We start from the raw sequence: 18296 nt of genomic DNA on the forward strand, positions 1-18296 counted from the left end.
GGAGGGATCGGTGGTCCCGACGGTGTTGGGGCCACAGTGGACGTTGGCGAGCCGGCCAGTGCTGCCGGCGAGGTTGAGCTCGAGGGCCCGCACGGTGATCTCTCCGGTGCTCGACGGCGAGACCGGGGTCTGGATGTTGACGGTGCCCGACACCAGTCCACTCAGGGCGTCGGTGAGGGCCGTGAGCAGGGTCGGCTCGAGGGCCTCCAGCAGCGTGTCGATCACCGTGTCCTGCAGGCCAGTGAGGATGACGTTGAGTCCGGCAAGGCTGCCGTCGAGCGTCTCGACGAGGGTGGCGCGCACACCGTCGAGGACGCCGTCGACGAGGTCCTGCGGGGCGGTGATCGTCAACGGGGCGTTGGCGCCGGTGCCGAGGTCGATCGGGACGCGGACCTGGGTGGTCCCGAGCGGGACGACGATGTCGATGCCGGAGACGGTCGAGCTGCCGGTGGCCGACAGCGGGCTGGCCGTGGCGGTGCACTGCGCGGTCACCGCGCCGATCTCCGCGGTCAGCGGGATCGCCTCGTGCACTCCGCCGAGCACCGTCTGCAGCGCCTCGTTGAGAGGCGTGAGCAGCGGCGCCAGGGCGATGCGGACCAGGCCCTGCGTGATCGGGTCCAGTGCAGTGACGAGCGGGTCGAGGACGGTGCCGCTGTCGATGGCGTCGAGGCCGCCGAGGATGCCGTCGATGTCGAGCGAGGAGAAGTCCGCGATGTCGATCGGCGCGGTCCCGGCGTCGGCCGCCGAGCTGCCGTTGCCGGCCGAGGCGGTCTGGGTGAACGTCGCGACCTGCTCACCCTCGAACGCCAGTCCGGCGCCGCAGCGTCCGGTCGGTGTGGCCGTCGTCGTCGCGGCGGTGTCGTCGGCCGAGCAGGCGGCGCTCGTGTCCAGGATCTCGAGGAGGCCCGTGCCCTCGACGGCCTGGGCGTCGGCGTGCCCGGTGTCCTCCTGGGCCGCGGTGGCGGCAGGGGGCGACGCGAGCGCGAGGGTCGCGGCGGTGGCCAGTGAGGTCCCGAGCAGAGCGCCGGCGCGGATCCGGCGACGCAAGGAGGTGTCCGACATGGTGGTGATGATCCTGTCCCTGGGGGATGGCGGCAGGGACACCAGAAATCGGAAGAATCCCGGTATCCCTCGTCCAGCCAACTACTGATCGCCGGTCAGGTCACGTCCCGGTCCGCAAGTTGGGACCTTGGTCCCGGTTGCCAGGTCGGCGCCGAAGATCGCGGTCCCCGGCGTCAACCGGCCACGAACGCCCGACCAGCCGCCCCAGAGGCGGTCGTTGCCGTCCGGCCACTCCGGCTCGAGCAGCGTCGTCAGGCGGAATCCGTGGCCGGCCAGGAGGCCCACCCAGTCGCCCAGCGTGCGGTGGTGCTCGACGTACGACGTCGCGCCGGTCTCGTCGTCGACCTCGACATAGGGCGTGCGGTCCCAGTAGGACTGCGAGGCGACCAGGCCCTCCTCGCCGGGGTCGTCGGGGAACATCCAGCGGGTCGGGTGCGTGATCGAGAAGGCGAAGCGGCCGCCGGGACGCAGCACGCGGGCCGTCTCGGCCACGGCGACGTCGATGTCGGCGACGAACTGCAGGGCGCCGAAGGAGGAGAAGACGACGTCGAAGGAGGCGTCGGCGAAGGGCAGGTGGGTCGCGGTGCCCCGCACGCTCGGCACTGCCACCCCGGTCATCTCGTCGATGCGCCGCGAGTGCTGGAGCTGGCGGTGGGACAGGTCGAGCCCGAAAGCCCGCCCGCCCTCGCTGCGGATCCAGCGCGAGCACTGTCCGGCGCCGGAGCCGACCTCCAGCACGTCGCGATCGGTCAGCGGGCCGAGGATCCGGGCCGCCGCCTCGGTGAGTCCCTCCGGACCCCACAGGAAGCCGACGTCTCCGAGGAACTCGCCGTGGGTGGCCTGGTACTCGTCGGCGTAGCGGTCCCAGTCGGCGCCGTTGGCGCCGCGGGACTCGTCCTCGCCGGCGTCGCGTCGATGGGCGGTCACCGGTCGTTGGGGCCACTCCTGCACGACGCCGAGGGTAGTGGTCGTCATTTGGACCGTCGTACGCCGGGACGGGTACTCTGGAATGTCTGTGTCCTCACAGGACCCTGACGCGTGCCGCCAGCCGGGCGGCCCGGCCCCGTCTCATGACGGTGTCCGGATCCAACTACATCTGCCCATCCAAGGACTGTCCTTCTCTATGACCAGCACCCTCTCGACCCCCGTCTCGAGCCACTACGACGACAACGCGCCCCAGGTCGCGATCAACGACATCGGCTCCGAGGCGGACTTCCTGGCCGCCATCGACCAGACCATCAAGTACTTCAACGACGGCGACATCGTCGACGGCACCATCGTCAAGGTGGACCGTGACGAGGTCCTGCTCGACATCGGCTACAAGACCGAGGGCGTCATCCCCTCGCGCGAGCTGTCGATCAAGCACGACGTCGACCCGTCCGAGGTCGTCCAGGTGGGCGACAAGGTCGAGGCCCTGGTCCTCCAGAAGGAGGACAAGGAGGGTCGCCTGATCCTGTCCAAGAAGCGCGCCCAGTACGAGCGCGCCTGGGGCACGATCGAGGAGGTCAAGGAGGCCGACGGCGTCGTCGAGGGCACCGTCATCGAGGTCGTCAAGGGCGGCCTCATCATCGACATCGGCCTGCGCGGCTTCCTGCCCGCCTCGCTCGTCGAGATGCGTCGCGTCCGCGACCTGCAGCCCTACGTCGGCCAGACGCTCGAGGCCAAGATCATCGAGCTCGACAAGAACCGCAACAACGTGGTCCTGTCCCGTCGTGCGTGGCTCGAGCAGACGCAGTCCGAGGTCCGCCACGGCTTCCTCACCCAGCTCCAGAAGGGCCAGATCCGCAAGGGTGTCGTGTCCTCGATCGTCAACTTCGGTGCCTTCGTGGACCTCGGTGGCGTCGACGGCCTCGTGCACGTCTCGGAGCTGTCCTGGAAGCACATCGACCACCCGTCCGAGGTCGTCACCGTCGGCGACGAGGTCACCGTCGAGGTCCTCGACGTGGACATGGACCGCGAGCGTGTCTCCCTGTCGCTGAAGGCGACGCAGGAGGACCCGTGGCAGCACTTCGCCCGCACCCACCAGATCGGTCAGATCGTGCCCGGAAAGGTCACCAAGCTGGTGCCCTTCGGCTCGTTCGTCCGCGTCGAGGAGGGCATCGAGGGCCTGGTCCACATCTCCGAGCTGGCCGAGCGCCACGTCGAGATCCCGGAGCAGGTCGTCCAGGTCAACGACGACGTCATGGTCAAGATCATCGACATCGACCTCGAGCGTCGCCGGATCTCGCTGTCCCTCAAGCAGGCCAACGAGACCGCCGCCGCCGCGGACGTCGAGGAGTTCGACCCCACGCTCTACGGCATGGAGGCGACCTACGACGACCAGGGCAACTACATCTACCCCGAGGGCTTCGACCCGGAGACCGGCGAGTGGCTCGAGGGCTACGACGAGCAGCGCGCCAAGTGGGAGGAGCAGTACGCCAAGGCGCACGCCCGCTGGGAGGCGCACGTCAAGCAGCAGGCCGACGCCAAGCAGGCCGAGATCGAGGCCGGCGAGGCCAACTCGTACTCCTCCGCCGCCCCGGCCGAGGAGGAGGGCGGATCGCTCGCCTCCGACGAGGCGCTGCAGGCTCTCCGCGAGAAGCTGACGGGTGGCAACTGATCGCCTGATCGGCATCTGATCGCACGAAGGCCCCGACCTGATGGTCGGGGCCTTCGGGTTTTTCGTGCCCGGGCACGGGCCGGCTCAGCGGCGGCTGAGACGCCGTGCGGGCGCGACGGTGTCGGGGTCGAGGGCGCGGGAGCGGGGCGGCGCGGTGTGACCGCGGCCGTCGTGGATGACCGTCCTCGCGGTGGCGACGGCGCCGGCGAGGAGGGCGAGGATTCCGAGGAGGAGCAGTGCGGTGGTCATGGCAGTAATCCTGCTCTCCTCGCATTCCTGCCACCAGTGGCAGGAATGACGGTCTGCGTTGATTTCCTGCCATCCGACTGGCATCCTGTGGGGGGTGTTGACCAACGTGGCCGTCCTGGCCTTCGACGGCGTCGCTCCCTTCGAGCTCGGCGTCCTCTGTGAGGCCTTCGGCCTGGACCGGCGCGACCACGGGGTGCCGCGCCTCGAGTTCGCCGTCTGCGCGCCCGACCGTGAGCCGATCCGCACCACGATGGGCTTCTCGATCCAGGTCGAGGCCGACCTGGGCCGGGTGGCCGAGGCCGACCTGGTCGCCGTGCCGGCCATCCCGCGCGGCGGCCTGCCGCCCGAGTCCGTCATCACCGCGATCCGCGACGCCTACGAGCGGGGCGCCCGCATCCTGTCGGTCTGCAGCGGGGCCTTCACCCTCGGCGCCGCCGGTCTCCTGGACGGTCGGGAGTGCACCACCCACTGGATGTACACCGACCAGCTCCAGCAACGCTTCCCGCTGGCCCGGGTCGTCCCCGAGGTGCTCTACGTCGACGCCGGCCAGGTGGTCACCAGCGCCGGCACCGCGGCCGGGCTCGACGCCTGCCTCCACATCTGGCGCCAGGAGTACGGCGCCGGGGTCGCCTCGATGATCGCCCGCCGCGCCGTCGTACCGCCCCACCGGGACGGGGGACAGGCGCAATACATCGCCCGCGCCGTCCCCGAGTGCGACAGCGACACGCTCGGGCCCCTCCTCGCCTGGATCACCGAGAACCTCGCCGACGACCACGCCATCGAGACGCTGGCGCGGCGCGCGCACATGTCGCCGCGCACCTTCGCGCGTCGTTTCCGCGACGAGACCGGCACGACCCCGCACCAGTGGGTCACCCGCCAGCGGGTCGCGGCGGCGGAGGAGCTGCTCGAGCGCTCCGACCAGTCCGTGGAGTGGATCGCGACCGAGGTGGGCTTCGGCAACGCCGCGACGCTGCGCCACCACTTCACGCGGGTGCGGGGCGTGAGCCCCCAGGCCTACCGGCGCCAGTTCGCCTGCTGACGACGATCGGACGGACCGACCGGGACCATGGTCCCGGTCCGTCCCGGATCCGCACGTGGACCGGGTGCGAGCGCCGGACAATCGCGGGGTGCGTCGTGTCGTGGGGTCGTCGGTCGTGCTGGGAGCATGCCTCGTCGTGAGCCTCGCCGGCTGGCTGGTGCTGCCGGTCGCGCTGGCGCAGGCCGCGCCCCACCCCGCGCTGCTCGCCTCGCCCGCGACGGCGATCACCGGCGAGGCCGTCACCCTGCGCACCCGCCTGGGCTCCCGCGCTGCCCGCCCGGTGCGCGTCGAGCGCTCGACGGGCGGGCGATGGACCACGGTCGCGCGGACCCGCAGCGACCGTGCGGGTGTGGTGTCGTCGCGTCAGCGCGCCACCGCTGCCCGCGCGACCTACCGGGTCGTCGCGCCGGCGGTCGTGCACCGTGGACGGCGACTGCCCGCGGTCGTCTCCGCTGTCGCCAGGGTCACGGCGTCGCCCCAGACCGCCACGGCCGCACTCAGCACCGCTGTCGGCGGCGTGGTGAGCGCCGCAGTCACCGTGTCGCACGTGCGGCCCGGGCGAGTGGTCCGGTTGCAGCTCGAGAGCGGCTCGGGCTGGTCGACCCTCGACAGCGCCGAGATCGGTCGCACCCGGTCGGTGCGCTTCCCTGCCGTCGCCACCGCCACGCAGACCGCGGGCCGCCGGGTGCGCGCCGTGCTGGCGCCGTACGACGGGCTGCCCGCCGTGGTGACGCCCGTGCTCGCGCCGCCGACCGCCGAGGTCGACGCAGCGGCCGACGGTCGTGATGTCGTGGTCACGGCCCGGACCACCGGCGCGGTCGAGCGGGTGCGGTTCTTCGGCGACGGCGTGCTGATCGGCGAGGACGCCAGTGCGCCGTGGTCGGTGACGTGGAGTCCGCGCATCGGGGAGCACGACGTCGTGGCGCGTGCCGTGAGCCCACTGGGCAGCACCGTGAGCCCGGTGGCGATGGTGACGACGGCCGCCGTCGTCGCTGACTCCGGGGTCGCCGAGGGCTTCGAGCTGGAGGAGGTCCAGGGCGGTCTCGAGCTGCCGACCAGTGCGGCGACCCTGCCCAGCGGCGGAGTGCTGGTGACGGAGAAGGGCGGCCGCGTGCTGGTGGTCGAGCACGGCGAGGACGACGGGTTCGCTCCGGCGCGCACCGTGCTCGACCTGTCGGCCGAGGTGCACTCCGAGGGTGACGCGGGCCTGATCGGGCTGGCGGTCGATCCCGGATTCGTGGACAACGGGTTCGTCTATGTCAGCTTCGTCCGCGACGACTCCGCCGACGGGGTGGACCGCCGCAGCCAGCAGGTCGCGCGCTTCACCTGGGACGGTGAGCGCCTCGATCCTGCGTCGCGGCACGTCGTGCTCGGCAACGTGGGCGGTGAGGCCTGTTGGGCCGAGGACAACGTCCGCACCCCCGACTGCGTGCCGCTCATCGGCAGTGCCCACACCATCGGCGACCTGGGCTTCGACGACGGGGGCCACCTGCTCGTCGGCGTCGGCGACGGCTCGCTCTACTACACGCCCGACGGCGTCCGCGGACGGCTGGAGGCGCTGCGGGTGCAGGATCCCGAGGTGCTCGCCGGCAAGGTGCTCCGCATCGATTCGGAGACCGGCCGCGGAGTGCCGGGCAATCCGCTGCACACCGGCGACGGCAGCAGCAACGCCTCGCGCGTGCTGGCGATGGGCTTCCGCAACCCCTTTCGGTTCACCCACCACGACGGCCTGCTGGTCGTCGGCGACGTCGGCGAGGGCGACGTCGAGGAGATCGACACGCTGGTGTTCGACGAGGTGATCGACCGCCCCGGCGCGTCCGTGCCGAACTTCGGCTGGCCCTGCCTGGAGGGCGACGGCCCCACGCCGCTCGGCGTCGTCGACGCACCCGACAGCCCCTGGCAGGCCTGCGCCGCGGTGCGCGCGGACGACGCGACTCTCGGTCCGTCGTACTCCTATCCGCATGTCAACGGCGGCTCCGTCTCCGGTGGTGTCTTCCTCGACTCCGACGCCTACCCGGCGGCCTTCCGGGGCCGCTACGTCTTCGGTGACTACGCGCAGAACCACATCCGCACGGCCGAGGTCGACCACCACGGCGTCGTGACCGGGGTGGCGCCCTTCGCGGACGCCACCGCGGCGGGTGGGCCGGTGAAGTTCTTCACCGGGCCCGACGGTCTGGTGTGGTCGGTGTCGATCATGCACGGCTCGCTGCGGCGGATCCGGTGGACCGGCGACGGCCTGGCCGACCGGTGCCCGGTGGGCACCTTCCGGCGGACGTTCCACGACCTCGACGGCCCCGACTCCGCCTTCGACGAGGAGATCCCACCGAGCCCCTATGCCTGGCTGCTGCCCTACGCCGCCATCCAGCTGCCCGTCGAGGCGATGGCACCCGCGAGCTGCGTCGACGGCATCCAGCTGTCCACCACGGGCTCGCCGTGGCTCGCGGACGGCGAGGTCGACGGGCGCGCGCACCCGGGTGACCGCTTCGGCGCCTCCTGGCGCGGCCGGATCGACGTCCCGGAGGGCACCTACCGGTTCACCGTGAGCGGCAGCGAGTGGGTGCGGCTGTGGGTCGACGGCGAGCCCGTGCACAACTTCTGGTCCAACGGCTGGTGGTCCCTCGAGCAGCGTCAGCACGTGGTCGAGCTCGGCGCCGGCCAGCACGTGGTCCGCGCCGAGCTGGTCCACGGCGACCAGGGCCTCGCCGCCGCGGACGTGGCCTGGGAGCAGGTGGGCGGTCCGCCGGAGGTGAGCCTCGACCTTCCGGCCAACGGCTCCGTCGCCACCGACAACCTGCTGTCGTGGTCGATCACGGCCACAGATCCCGACGGCGGCGCCGAGCCCGACGTCGTGCTGGAGGTCGACTTCCTCCACTACACGGGCGACGCCCTGCATGCGCACCCGTCGTCGCGCATCGTCGGTCAGCGGTCCGGGTCGCTGCAGGTCAGCGACGAGCACGCGCCCGGATCGGGCGCACTGCGGGTGCGCGCGGTGGCGGTGGACGAGACGGGATCACGGTCGCGGTCCGCGCCGGTCTACGTGTGCTTCGCCGGGGGAGCGGTCGGGCCCTGCGGCCCGGACTGGTGACGGATCTCCGATCGGCGGACGGCCGCCGTCGGCCCCGCCAAGTGCAGTGACTACCCTCGCTCCCGGAGGTGTGCATGACTGCGGAAGCCGAGGCGGCGGTCCCGAGCCTGCGCAAGGTCGACCTTGCGCGCGTGGCGGGTGTGCTGGTGTTCGTCGTCGGCCTCACGCTCTACATCCAGCTCAACGGCCTCCCGCGGCAGGGCTATCAGGTCGTCATCATCCTGTGGCTTGCGACGGTTGCCTGGGACGTGCGGCGGCCGGTGCGCGAGCACCTCGCGTTCCTGCGCGACTGGTGGCCGCCGTTCGCCGTACTGATGCTGTATCTCTACAGCCGCGGCATCTCCGACGACCTCGGCTTCACCTCGGTCAGCATCGTCTGGCCCATCGACGCCGACCGCTGGCTCTTCGGTGGCACGCTGCCGACCGAGTGGCTGCAGGCGAAGCTGTGCGGGGTGCCGTGCAGCCAGTCGATGGCCCCGGCCTGGTACGACGTCGTGCTGACCACCGTCTACTACTCCCACTTCTTCGCCGCCCTCGCCATCGGTGCCTTCCTCTGGAAGCGCAACCGGGACGAGTGGATCTACTACATGCGGCGCTACCTGATGATCATCTCGCTCTCGGTGCTGGGGTACCTGCTCTATCCGATGGCGCCGCCGTGGATGGCCGCGCGTGACGGCTACCTGACCGATGACATCTCCCGGATCACCGGACGTGGCTGGTTCGACCTCACGCCGTCCGCCAACTCCGTCACCGCACAGGACCCCAACGGCACCACCGCGCAGGAGCACGTCTCCGCGATCGGCAACCAGGTCGCGGCCATGCCGTCGCTGCACTCCGCTCTCGCGATCTTCATCGCCTGGTGGGTGATCGTGCGCTTCCAGAACCCGTGGCGCTGGATCGTCCTGCTCTATCCGGCCAGCATGCTCTTCTCGCTCGTCTACTACGCCGAGCACTACGTTGTCGACGAGATCGCCGGCGCCCTGCTCGTGGCTGTCGTCATGGCTGGCTGGGCGTGGTGGGACCGGCGGAGCGGGGCTCGGCGCGATGCGGCTGACGGCGGTGGCGAGAGGGCCGGCTAGTTCCACAGGCCTGTACGCGACCGACGCGTTGTGTCGGTGGTCGGGCCTATATTCGTTCCCATGTTCGATTCTACTCGGGTGACGACTCCGCGACTGCGGGATTGGCGTCGCACGCTCGCCCTCATCGAGGCGAGTGGTGAGCCGGCCGAGCTGATCGACGAGCTGCGGGCCCTCGAGGAGCTGGTCTGCGCGGCCCAGGCGCGCCAGCTCCGGGTGGCCCAGGCGTTCGACGTCGTCGAACGCGCCCGTCAGGCCGAGGAGGGGGTTCCGGCCCGGCGTCAGGGTCGGGGTGTGGCCGAGCAGATAGCGCTGGCCCGCCGGGAGTCGCCCCATCGCGGCCGCCAGCACCTTGCGTTGGCGCGGATCGCCCACGAGCTGCCCCACACCATGGCCGCCTTCCGGTTCGGGTTGATCACCGAGTGGCGGGCCACCGTCGTGGCCCGCGAGACCGCCTGCCTGGAGGCCGAGCACCGGTCTGCGATCGATCAGCAGCTCGCTGCCGACCATGCGGCGTTCGCGGCGATGTCGGACCGCGAGGTCCACGGCACGGTGCGTCGCCTCACCGCCGAGCTCGACCCGGCAGCGGTCGCGAAACGGCGACGCAAGGCTGAGTCCGAGCGGTGCGTCACCATTCGGCCCGCACCCGACACCATGGCCTACGTGACCGCGCTGCTGCCGGTCGCCCAAGGCGTCGCGGTCTACGCCACCCTCAAGGCCGAGGCCGACCAGGCCCGCGCCGCCGGCGACGAGCGGAGCCGCGGACAGGTCATGGCGGACACCCTCGTCACCCGCACCACCGGGTGCGCCACCACCGAGGACGGCGCGCCGGTCGTCCCCGTCACCGTCGGAGTCGTGATGACCGACGCCGCGCTGCTCACCGGTGCCCACGACCCCGCCGCGCTCACCGACCACGGCCCGATCCCGGCGGATCTGGCCCGCGAGCTCATCGCCGCCAACGTCGACGCCGACCTCGCCGTGTGGATCCGGCGTCTCTACGCCAGCCACCGCACCGGGCAGCTGATCGCGATGGACTCGCGTCAACGTCGCTTCCCGCGACTGCTCGGAGAGTTCCTTCGCCACCGCGACCAGTGGTGCCGCACCCCGTGGTGCAACGCTCCGATCCGCCACCTCGACCATGTCGATCCCGTCGCCGAGGGCGGTGCCACGACCGCGGAGTCCGGACAGGGCTACTGCGAGGCCTGCAACTACGCCAAGCAGGCTCCCGGCTGGCGGCAACGGCCCCGAGCCGGTCCCGAGGGTCACGTGGTCGAGACCACCACGCCCACCGGCCACACCTACCGCTCCCATGCACCACCAGCAGCCGGCCAGCGGCGACCTTCAGCACGACATCGTGACGACCAGGAAGACACCCAGACCGCTTGAGGGTCAGGGTCGTGGGCGACGACATGCACCCACAGCGACGGCTCGCCGTCGTGGATGACCGAGTCGAGTGATCGACCGGGATCGCATCAACCTGCTTGATCGGATCCCGGTCGATCATCAGGACTACCGCCCACGTCAATCTGGGCTACTAGAGACCTGCTCACCCTCGCCAACCCCACGCGCGACCTACCCTGTCCCGGTGAGCGACGTACTGGACGAGGGCCCCTTCTTCCACGGCACGAAGGCGGACGTGAGGGTTGGGGATCTCCTCACCTCGGGGTTCCGGTCGAACTATCGGCCGGAGGTGGTGATGAACCACATCTACTTCACCGCCCTCATGCCGGGAGCGGGGCTGGCGGCCGATCCGGGTCGTCGGCGAGGTGACCGACTGGGTGCGGCTGACGCCGGAGGCGCTGCAGGACTGGCACGACCGGCTGGCGGTGCTTCGTCACCACGAGCGGGGCGAGATCATCAACTGAGCGGCGCGCTCGTCGGCGAGGTCGGTGCCCGTGCTGCCAGTGGTTCGCAGCTGCTCGACCTGGCGGCCCGTCGCCCAGGGGAGCCGGACGGGCGGACCGACTTCTACCTCTGACGGTCCAGTTCGCCGCGGAAGGAGGCCGGTGTGTCACGCCTCCACCAGCGCTGTTTCCGGCTCCGCATCCAGCTCCGGCAGCAGGCGGTCCAGCCAGCCCGGCAGCCACCAGTTCGCGTCGCCAAGGAGCTTCATCGTGGCCGGCACGAGGACCAGACGCACGACGGTGGCGTCGAGGAAGATCGCCGTGGCCAGCCCGACTCCCATCATCTTCACGACGGGGTCGCTGCCGAGGACGAAGCCCGAGAAGACCGCCACCATGATCAGCGCGGCGGCGGTGATGGTGCGTCCCGTGCCGGCGATGCCCGCGATGACCGCGCGGGTGTTGTCGCCGTCGCGACGGTGCTCCTCGCGCACCCGCGACAGCAGGAACACCTCATAGTCCATGGACAGGCCGAAGAGGATCGCGAACATGAACAGCGGGATGAAGGACACGATCGGCACCGTCGACTCCACGCCGATCAGCGCGGCAGCCCAGCCCCACTGGAAGACCATGACGAGGACGCCGTACGCCGCGCCGACGCTCAGCAGGTTCAGGATCACCGCCTTCAGCGGCACCAGCACCGACCGGAACAGCAGCGTGAGCAGGAGGAACGACAGCAGCAGCACGGCGACCACGAAGCGCGGCATCCGCTCCTGCACCCGGTCGCCGAGGTCGGCGAAGGTGGCCGTCTGACCGCCGACATGGGCGGTCGCTCCGGTGTCGTCGAGCACCGTCGGGAGCACCTCGCTGCGGAGCCTCGCGACGGTGTCCTGCGTGGCGACGTCCTGGGGCGAGGTGGTCGGCTGCGCCACCAGGGTCGCCACGCCCGCGTCGAGATCGATGGTCGGCTCGCCCACTGCGACGATGCCCGGGTCGGCTGCGATGGCCGCGGCGAGTGGCGCCACGACGGAGTCGTCCCCGGAGATGTCGACCGCGAGCACCAGCGGACCGTTGGCGCCGGGGCCGAACCCGTCGGCGATCAGGTCGTAGGCGCGGCGCTCGGTCCTCGACTCGGGCTTGGTCCCGTCGTCCGGGAACCCGAGGTCGAGGGCGAGCACGGGGGCGGCGAGCGCGACCATGAGAGCCGCACCGGCGACGAGATACGCCGTCGCGTGGCGGGTCACGTGAGCACCCCACCGGGCCCAGCCGGTGCCCGGCCGGCGCGGGGTGCGGCGGCGTCCGTTGATCCGGTGCCCCGCGAGCCCGAGGAGTGCCGGCAGCAAGGTGACCGAGGCGAGCACCATCACGAGCACCATCGCCGAGATCGCGACGCCGCCGCCGGTCACGAACGGGATCCCCGCGACGAGCAACCCGAGGATCGCCACGACGACGGTGCCGCCGGCGAAGATCACTGCCTGCCCCGCGGTCGCCAGGGCGCGGCCGGCCGATTCGGGGACCGTCATGCCCAGCGCGAGGTTCTCGCGGTGCCGGGTGACGAGGAAGAGCGCATAGTCGATGCCGACGCCGAGCCCGACCATGGCCGCCAGCTCCGGCGCCCAGGCCGGGATGTCGACCAGGTAGGTCACCAGCTTCATCGACGTGACACCGACGACCAGACCGAGCAGGGCCATCGCGATCGGCAGCCCCATCGCCACGAAGGAGCCGAAGGCGATCAGCAGGACGATCATCGCGACGACGATGCCCGCGGTCTCGCCGAGGCCGGTGGGTGCCTCCTCGAAGGCGAAGAACAGGTCGCCTCCGGTCTCGAGGGTCAACGACGACTCGTCCCGCAGGTCGGCGACGGCGTCCTTGAGGTCGTCCAGGTCGGAGGCGTCGAGATGCTCGATCGCCGGATACTGCACGCGCACCAGTGCGATGGTGCCGTCCGGCGACACGCTGCCGGTCGTCCCCATTACGTGGGGCAGTGCCTCGAGAGCGGCCTCGACCGGCGCCAACTCCGACGCCACGTCCGGAGCCTCGAGGACGACGTGGGCGGTGACGCCGCCCTCGTCGGCCCCGGCCTCGGCGAGCAGCTCCGCAGCCTGGTAGGAGTCGAGGCCGGGAGCCTCGAAGCTCTCCTCGAGATCGCGCCCGAAGGCGGCGGAGGAGGCGATGACGACGAGGGCGAGGACCAGCCAGGCGCCGATCGCGGCCCAGGGGCGGGTGGCAGCGGACCGGCCGAGCCGGTGGAGGAGATTCGACATGCCCCCACCGTGGCCCGCCGACGAGCGACGTACATCGGGCTGAGGAGTGGGGGACCCCTCCACCGAAAGTACGAGACACGGCTCGTGCTTGTGCCCCGTACGACGCGGGCTAGCGCTCCCTAGGCTGGAGGGGTGCCCGCCGCCTTCCTCCGCTCGATCCTCGCCGAGCCGCGCGCTCCCGTCCCGTCGGGCCCGGCGGCCCGGGCCTGGTGGGACCGGGCGCTGGTCGGAGCCCTGCTGCTGACGGCCGCGGGCGAGGCGGCCTTCCGCTCCGACGTGCCGGCCCGACCCCTGGCCATCGCGGTCGCGCTCATCGTGATCCCGGCCCTGCTCTGGCGGCGGACGCATCCGCTCATGGCGACCGCGGTCGGCTTCGGTGGCGCGATGGTGCTCCACCTCCCGCTGCTCCTCGACGGCACCGCCAACGCGGGTCTCAACACCATGGTCTGTCTCCTGCTGCTGCCCTACTCCCTCTATCGCTGGGCGTCCGGTCGCGAGGCGCTGATCGGGACGGCGGTCGTCGCCGTCCCGGCGGTCCTCGGCCTCGCGACCGCCGAGACCGCCGGGGACGTGATCGGCGGGACCACCGTGCTGATCGCGTCCTTCGCCCTCGGGGCCGCCATGCGCTACCGCGCCGTTGCGCACAAGCGTGAGGTGCAGCAGGTCCGGACGCTCGAGCGCGGCGAGCTCGCCCGTGAGCTGCACGACACGGTCGCGCACCACGTCTCGGCCATCGCGATCCAGGCGCAGGCGGGGCGTGCGGTAGCGGCCACCGACCCGGCCGCTGCGGTCGAGGTGCTGGCAGTCATCGAGGCGGAGGCATCGCGCACCCTGCTCGAGATGCGCACCATGGTCCGGGTGCTGCGTCACGACGACCACGGCGACGGCGACGGCGACACCACCGACCCGGTGCCGGTCAGCTACGCGCCACAGCGGGGCATCGGTGACCTGGACGACCTGACCCGGATGAGCCCCGCGGTGCGGGTGCACCGCGACGGCGACCTCGTTGACCTGCCGCAGGCGGTCGAGGCGGCGGTCTTCCGGATCTGCCAGGAGTCGGTCACCAACGCCGTCAGACATTCGGTGAACGCCACGGTGATTGCCGTGGAGGTCACCAGCGATGCCCACGAGGAGGTCGGCGTCGTACGGTTGCGTGTGCACGACGACGGAGAAGCGGCGCGCCTCGCGGCCGGTGTGGGCTACGGGCTGGTCGGGATGGCGGAGCGGGCCAAGCTGCTCGGCGGCACCTGTCACGCCGGTCCGGACCCGCTCGGCGGCTGGACCGTCGAGGCGACGATCCCGCGGGAGGTGCCGCAGTGACTGGCCAGGGGACCATCCGGGTGGTGGTCGCCGACGACCAGCTCCTGATCCGCACCGGGCTCACCATGATCCTCAACGCCCAGCCCGGGATCGAGGTCGTCGGCGAGGCGACCGACGGTCACGAGGCAGTCGCCGTGGCGCGCGAGCTGCGCCCCGACGTCTGCCTCTTCGACATCCGGATGCCCGGCATCGACGGCGTCGAGGCGACCCGCCAGCTCGCCGGGCCGGGCGTCGAGGATCCCCTGGCCGTCGTGATCATCACGACCTTCGACCTCGACGAATACGTCCACGGCGCCCTCAAGGCGGGCGCCCGGGGCTTCCTCCTCAAGGACGCCGGGCCGGAGCTGCTGGCCCAGGCGATCCACGCCGCCGCCAACGGGGACGCGCTGATCTCACCCGACATCACCCGCCGCCTGCTCACCACGCTCGCGGGGCTGGAGCGAGCCGCCCCGCCGCCCCAGCCGATCGAGCCGCTCACCGAGCGTGAGGAGGAGGTGCTGCTCACGGTCGCGCGCGGCCGCACCAACGCCGAGATCGCCGCCGAGCTGCACATCACCCTGAGCACGGTGAAGACCCATGTCGCGGCGCTGATGAACAAGCTCGGCGCCCGCAACCGCGTCGAGGTCGCGATGTGGGCCCACGAGACGGGGCGGATCAAGGCCTGAGCGTGGGCCGGGCCAGCTCGCCGCGCAGCACCTTGCCGGTGAGGGTGCGCGGCAGCGCGTCCATGAACGTCCATGTCTTGGGTCGCTTGGGCGGTGCCAGCCTCTCGCGGGCGTACGACGCCAAGGCCTGCTCGCTCACCGTGCCGACGACTGCGGCGCAGACCCGTCGTCCCCAGTCGGGGTCGTCGACGCCGTAGACCGCGACCTCCACGACGCCCGGGCACTCGCCGAGCACCTGCTCGACCTCGGTCGGGTACACGTTGACGCCGCCGGTGATGATCAGGTCCTCCCGACGACCGTCGAGGTAGAGGTAGCCGTGGTCGTCGATCCGCCCGTGGTCGCCGACGCTGAAGGCGGCCCCGGTGGCGGTGGTGCGCCAGGCGGCGGCCGTCTTCTCCGGTGCGCCGAAGTAGCTGAAGTGGGCGAAGTCGGGGACCTCGCACCACAGGGTGCCGTCGGGATCGGCGGTCATGGTGCGGCCGGGCCGCGCGCGGCCGACGGTGCCGGGCCGCTCGAGCCACTCCTCGCTGCGGCAGGCGGTGAACTGTCCCTCCGTGGCGCCGTAGAACTCCCAGGTCGACCCGGCCGGGAAGAGATCGATCAGCCGACGCTTGACGTCGACCGGGCAGGGGGCACCGGCGTGGGCGACCAGGCGGAAGCAGGACAGGTCGGGGGTGCCGACCGCGTCCCAGTGCGCGAAGAGGCGCTGCAGGTGGGTCGGGACGCAGAACATGGTGGTGGGCCGCTCGGCCTCGATCGCGGCGGTGACGGCTGCGGGGTCGAACGGGCCGGGGACGACGATCCGACCGCCGGCCAGCAGGGTCCCCATCGCGAAGCGGAGCGGCGCGGAGTGGTGGAGCGGGCTGAGGACGAGGTTGACGTCGCCTGCGTCGAAGCCCCACAGGTCGCGTTCCTCGGCCCACAGCGCGGTGGCGTCGGCGGGTGACAGCAGGCCGGAGAAGACACCCTTCGGGACGCCCGTCGTGCCGCTGGTGCAGTGCATCGGCCGACCCAGCGGCAGTCCGGGCACCGGCAGGTCATCGACCAGCTCCGCCAGCTCCTCGGTCGACCGGACCACCCGCGAGGGCGCCAAGCCTCGCAGGATCCGCTCCTGCTCGTTCGCCGTGAGCCGCGGGTCGAGCGGGATGGGGAAGATCCCGGCCGTCAGCAGGCGCCACACCGCGTCGACGTACTCCACCGAGCCCGGCACCAACAGGGCCACCCGGTCGCCGGGCAGGGGCGTCAGCGGCACGGGCGTCGACGGCGGGGGAGTCGACGATGGGGAGGGGGCGGGCACCGCCCCACCGTAGGGGGCGGTGTGGCCCGATCGGGCCAGACCCCCGCGTCGTTCGACCCGACCTCACCGGATCGCCGGTCACGACCGGTGTCGCGCGCCTAGCCTCCGCGGGAGGGGGAGGAGGTGGCGTGATGCGCGCGCCCGTGCTCGTGCTGCTCGTCGCCGCGCTGACGGCGCTGCTCGGCCTGCCGTCGACGGCCGAGGCCGACGCGGCGCCCACGGCCACGTCTGCCTCGACGTCCGAGCACCTGCGGATCATGCTCCTCGGCGACTCCGTCACCCAGGGCGCCACGGGCGACTGGACCTGGCGCTACCGGCTCTGGCAGCACCTGCGCGACGACGGCGTCGCCTTCGACCTCGTCGGGCCCCGCGCCGACCTCCACGACAGCGTGACCGACCACGGCGGTTCCACCGCCTACGCCGACCCGGCCTTCGACCGCGACCACGCGGCGCGGTGGGGGATGTGGGCCGGATTTCTCGACGTCCCGGTCGCCGACCTCATGGCCGATCACGATCCCGACGTCCTCGTCGTCATGCTGGGTGTCAACGACGTGCTCTTCCAGCGGCCCGTTCCCGACGTCGTGGACAGCCTGAGGGGCATCGTCGCGACCGCCCGGTCGGCGAGGCCGGACGTTCGGGTCGTGCTCGCCGAGGCGACGCAGACCTGGTTCGCAGGTGTCCCCGAGCTCAACGCGGGCATCGCGGCGCTCACGACGGAGCTCGACAGCGCGTCCTCGCCGGTCGAGCTCGCCGACGCCGCGACGGACTACACGATCGAGCGCACGCGGGACGGCTCGCACCCCGACGCCGAGGGCGAGCGGTTGATCGCCGACCGCATCGCGCGGGCCCTGGCGCGCCTCGGCATCGGGTCCGACCCCGTCCCGCCGCCTGTCCCGGCGCTGACCGCGCCCGGCAACGTTCGTGCGGTCGCCGGGCTGCGCTGCGCCCGGATGGCCTGGTCACGCGTCCCGGGGGCAGCGTCCTACCAGGTGCTGCGCTGGGACGGGAGGCGCTGGAGGCTCGCCGCGCGTCCGACCGTCCAGCGGGCGACCCTGACCCGGCTCCCGGTGGCGCGGGTCTGGCGGCTGCGGGTGCGCGCGGTGCGACCCGGCGAGGTCGGCCCGCCCCGTGCCGTCCGCGTCGTACGTCGCACCGGCCGGTGCTGAGCCCGACGACACCAGTAGGGTCCGCGTCATGCGCGTGGGACTGACCGGGGGGATCGCCTCGGGGAAGAGCACGGTGGCCTCGATCCTGAGGGAGCTGGGCGCCGTCGTCATCGATGCCGACCAGATCGCCCGTGAGGTCGTCGCCCGCGGCACGCCCGGCCTGGCCGCCGTGGTGGAGGCGTTCGGCCCCGAGCTGCTGACCCCCGAGGGAGACCTCGACCGTCCGCGGATGGGCCAGCTCGTCTTCGGAGACGACGAGCAGCGCCGCCGGCTCGAGGCGATCGTCCATCCCCTCGTCTTCGAGCGCTACCTCGAGCTCGAGACGGCGGCGCCGGCCGACGGTCTGGTGGTCCACGACATCCCGCTCCTCGTCGAGACCGGCCGCCCGGGCGAGTTCGACGCCGTGATCGTCGTCGACGTCCCCGAGGAGACCCAGGTCGAGCGGATGGTCGGCGACCGCGGGATGGCGGAGGAGGACGCCCGCGCCCGCATCGCGGCCCAGGCGACCCGTGAGCAGCGCCGCGCCGTCGCCACCCACCTCATCGACAACACCGGAACGCTCGAAGACCTCCGTCAGCGTGTGACGGAGGTCTTCGAGGAGCTGACTGCCGGGGACTAGCAGCCAGAGGTCGT

General features: G+C 71.9%; 14 protein-coding genes and 1 pseudogene. 10 read left to right on the top strand and 5 right to left on the bottom strand.

Features of this window, described 5'->3' with window-relative positions; translation table 11 throughout:
- A partial coding sequence (locus tag E9934_RS19480; RefSeq protein ID WP_158294905.1) for a hypothetical protein occupies positions 1 to 1062 on the bottom strand: 1062 nt, incomplete at its 3' end.
- A gap of 81 nt (positions 1063 to 1143) precedes the next feature.
- Positions 1144 to 2037, bottom strand: a complete 894-nt coding sequence (locus E9934_RS03055; protein ID WP_136561316.1) for a class I SAM-dependent methyltransferase — start codon at positions 2035 to 2037, stop codon at positions 1144 to 1146.
- Positions 2038 to 2185: 148 nt separating this feature from the next.
- Between E9934_RS03055 and rpsA the strand changes: the two genes are divergently transcribed.
- On the top strand, positions 2186 to 3661 hold the full coding sequence (gene rpsA, locus E9934_RS03060) for a 30S ribosomal protein S1 (protein WP_136561317.1): 1476 nt from the start codon (positions 2186 to 2188) through the stop codon (positions 3659 to 3661).
- 84 nt (positions 3662 to 3745) lie between these two features.
- Here the strand turns inward: rpsA and E9934_RS19485 are convergent, their stop codons facing one another.
- Positions 3746 to 3910 (bottom strand): hypothetical protein, encoded by a 165-nt coding sequence (locus E9934_RS19485; RefSeq protein WP_158294906.1) that lies wholly within the window; start codon positions 3908 to 3910, stop codon positions 3746 to 3748.
- A gap of 94 nt (positions 3911 to 4004) precedes the next feature.
- On the opposite strand from E9934_RS19485, the gene E9934_RS03065 reads away from it, so the two are divergent.
- The 5 genes and pseudogenes from E9934_RS03065 to E9934_RS20145 all read left to right on the top strand — a co-directional run.
- On the top strand, positions 4005 to 4949 hold the full coding sequence (locus E9934_RS03065) for a helix-turn-helix domain-containing protein (protein ID WP_136561318.1): 945 nt from the start codon (positions 4005 to 4007) through the stop codon (positions 4947 to 4949).
- 88 nt (positions 4950 to 5037) lie between these two features.
- Positions 5038 to 8034, top strand: a complete 2997-nt coding sequence (locus tag E9934_RS03070) for a PQQ-dependent sugar dehydrogenase (RefSeq protein WP_136561319.1) — start codon at positions 5038 to 5040, stop codon at positions 8032 to 8034.
- Between the two features lie 74 nt (positions 8035 to 8108).
- Entirely contained in the window at positions 8109 to 9113 is a 1005-nt protein-coding gene (locus tag E9934_RS03075) for a phosphatase PAP2 family protein (RefSeq protein ID WP_136561320.1), read from the top strand.
- A gap of 60 nt (positions 9114 to 9173) precedes the next feature.
- Positions 9174 to 10496, top strand: a complete 1323-nt coding sequence (locus E9934_RS19490; RefSeq protein ID WP_238694720.1) for a DUF222 domain-containing protein — start codon at positions 9174 to 9176, stop codon at positions 10494 to 10496.
- 250 nt (positions 10497 to 10746) lie between these two features.
- Positions 10747 to 10800, top strand: a pseudogene (locus E9934_RS20145) (NAD(+)--rifampin ADP-ribosyltransferase); the annotation flags it as partial.
- 321 nt (positions 10801 to 11121) lie between these two features.
- Here E9934_RS20145 and E9934_RS03095 read toward each other — a convergent pair.
- Positions 11122 to 13215: an MMPL family transporter gene (locus E9934_RS03095; protein ID WP_136561323.1), complete on the bottom strand. Its 2094-nt coding sequence runs from the start codon at positions 13213 to 13215 to the stop codon at positions 11122 to 11124.
- A gap of 132 nt (positions 13216 to 13347) precedes the next feature.
- On the opposite strand from E9934_RS03095, the gene E9934_RS03100 reads away from it, so the two are divergent.
- Together E9934_RS03100 and E9934_RS03105 are read left to right on the top strand one after the other, a co-directional pair.
- Entirely contained in the window at positions 13348 to 14535 is a 1188-nt protein-coding gene (locus E9934_RS03100) for a sensor histidine kinase (RefSeq protein WP_136561324.1), read from the top strand.
- Positions 14532 to 15200 (top strand): response regulator, encoded by a 669-nt coding sequence (locus E9934_RS03105; RefSeq protein ID WP_136561325.1) that lies wholly within the window; start codon positions 14532 to 14534, stop codon positions 15198 to 15200. The genes E9934_RS03100 and E9934_RS03105 overlap by 4 nt, the downstream gene beginning before the upstream one ends.
- On the opposite strand, the gene E9934_RS03110 is transcribed toward E9934_RS03105, so the two are convergent.
- On the bottom strand, positions 15190 to 16497 hold the full coding sequence (locus E9934_RS03110; protein ID WP_238694721.1) for a class I adenylate-forming enzyme family protein: 1308 nt from the start codon (positions 16495 to 16497) through the stop codon (positions 15190 to 15192). The two genes, E9934_RS03105 and E9934_RS03110, sit on opposite strands and share 11 nt — an antisense overlap.
- A 131-nt stretch (positions 16498 to 16628) precedes the next feature.
- Here E9934_RS03110 and E9934_RS03115 point away from each other — a divergent pair, with 131 nt between their 5' ends.
- A complete protein-coding gene (locus E9934_RS03115) occupies positions 16629 to 17663 on the top strand; it encodes a GDSL-type esterase/lipase family protein (RefSeq protein ID WP_158294908.1) in 1035 nt (344 codons plus the stop codon).
- Positions 17664 to 17691: 28 nt separating this feature from the next.
- A complete protein-coding gene (gene coaE / locus E9934_RS03120; RefSeq protein WP_136561327.1) occupies positions 17692 to 18282 on the top strand; it encodes a dephospho-CoA kinase in 591 nt (196 codons plus the stop codon).
- Positions 18283 to 18296: the final 14 nt, after the last annotated feature.

This window comes from Nocardioides caeni (assembly GCF_004912195.1).
In the GTDB taxonomy this organism is placed as follows: Bacteria; Actinomycetota; Actinomycetes; order Propionibacteriales; family Nocardioidaceae; genus Nocardioides; species Nocardioides caeni.

What these genes read in the sequence shown, in the direction of transcription:
- E9934_RS03075 (WP_136561320.1), top strand. Translation starts at nt 8,109, where the DNA reads ATGACTGCGGAAGCCGAGGCGGCGGTCCCGAGCCTGCGCAAGGTCGAC.
- coaE (WP_136561327.1), top strand. Translation starts at nt 17,692, where the DNA reads ATGCGCGTGGGACTGACCGGGGGGATCGCCTCGGGGAAGAGCACGGTG.
- E9934_RS19485 (WP_158294906.1), bottom strand. Translation starts at nt 3,910, where the DNA reads ATGACCACCGCACTGCTCCTCCTCGGAATCCTCGCCCTCCTCGCCGGC.
- E9934_RS19490 (WP_238694720.1), top strand. Translation starts at nt 9,174, where the DNA reads ATGTTCGATTCTACTCGGGTGACGACTCCGCGACTGCGGGATTGGCGT.
- rpsA (WP_136561317.1), top strand. Translation starts at nt 2,186, where the DNA reads ATGACCAGCACCCTCTCGACCCCCGTCTCGAGCCACTACGACGACAAC.
- E9934_RS03095 (WP_136561323.1), bottom strand. Translation starts at nt 13,215, where the DNA reads ATGTCGAATCTCCTCCACCGGCTCGGCCGGTCCGCTGCCACCCGCCCC.
- E9934_RS03055 (WP_136561316.1), bottom strand. Translation starts at nt 2,037, where the DNA reads ATGACGACCACTACCCTCGGCGTCGTGCAGGAGTGGCCCCAACGACCG.
- E9934_RS03115 (WP_158294908.1), top strand. Translation starts at nt 16,629, where the DNA reads ATGCGCGCGCCCGTGCTCGTGCTGCTCGTCGCCGCGCTGACGGCGCTG.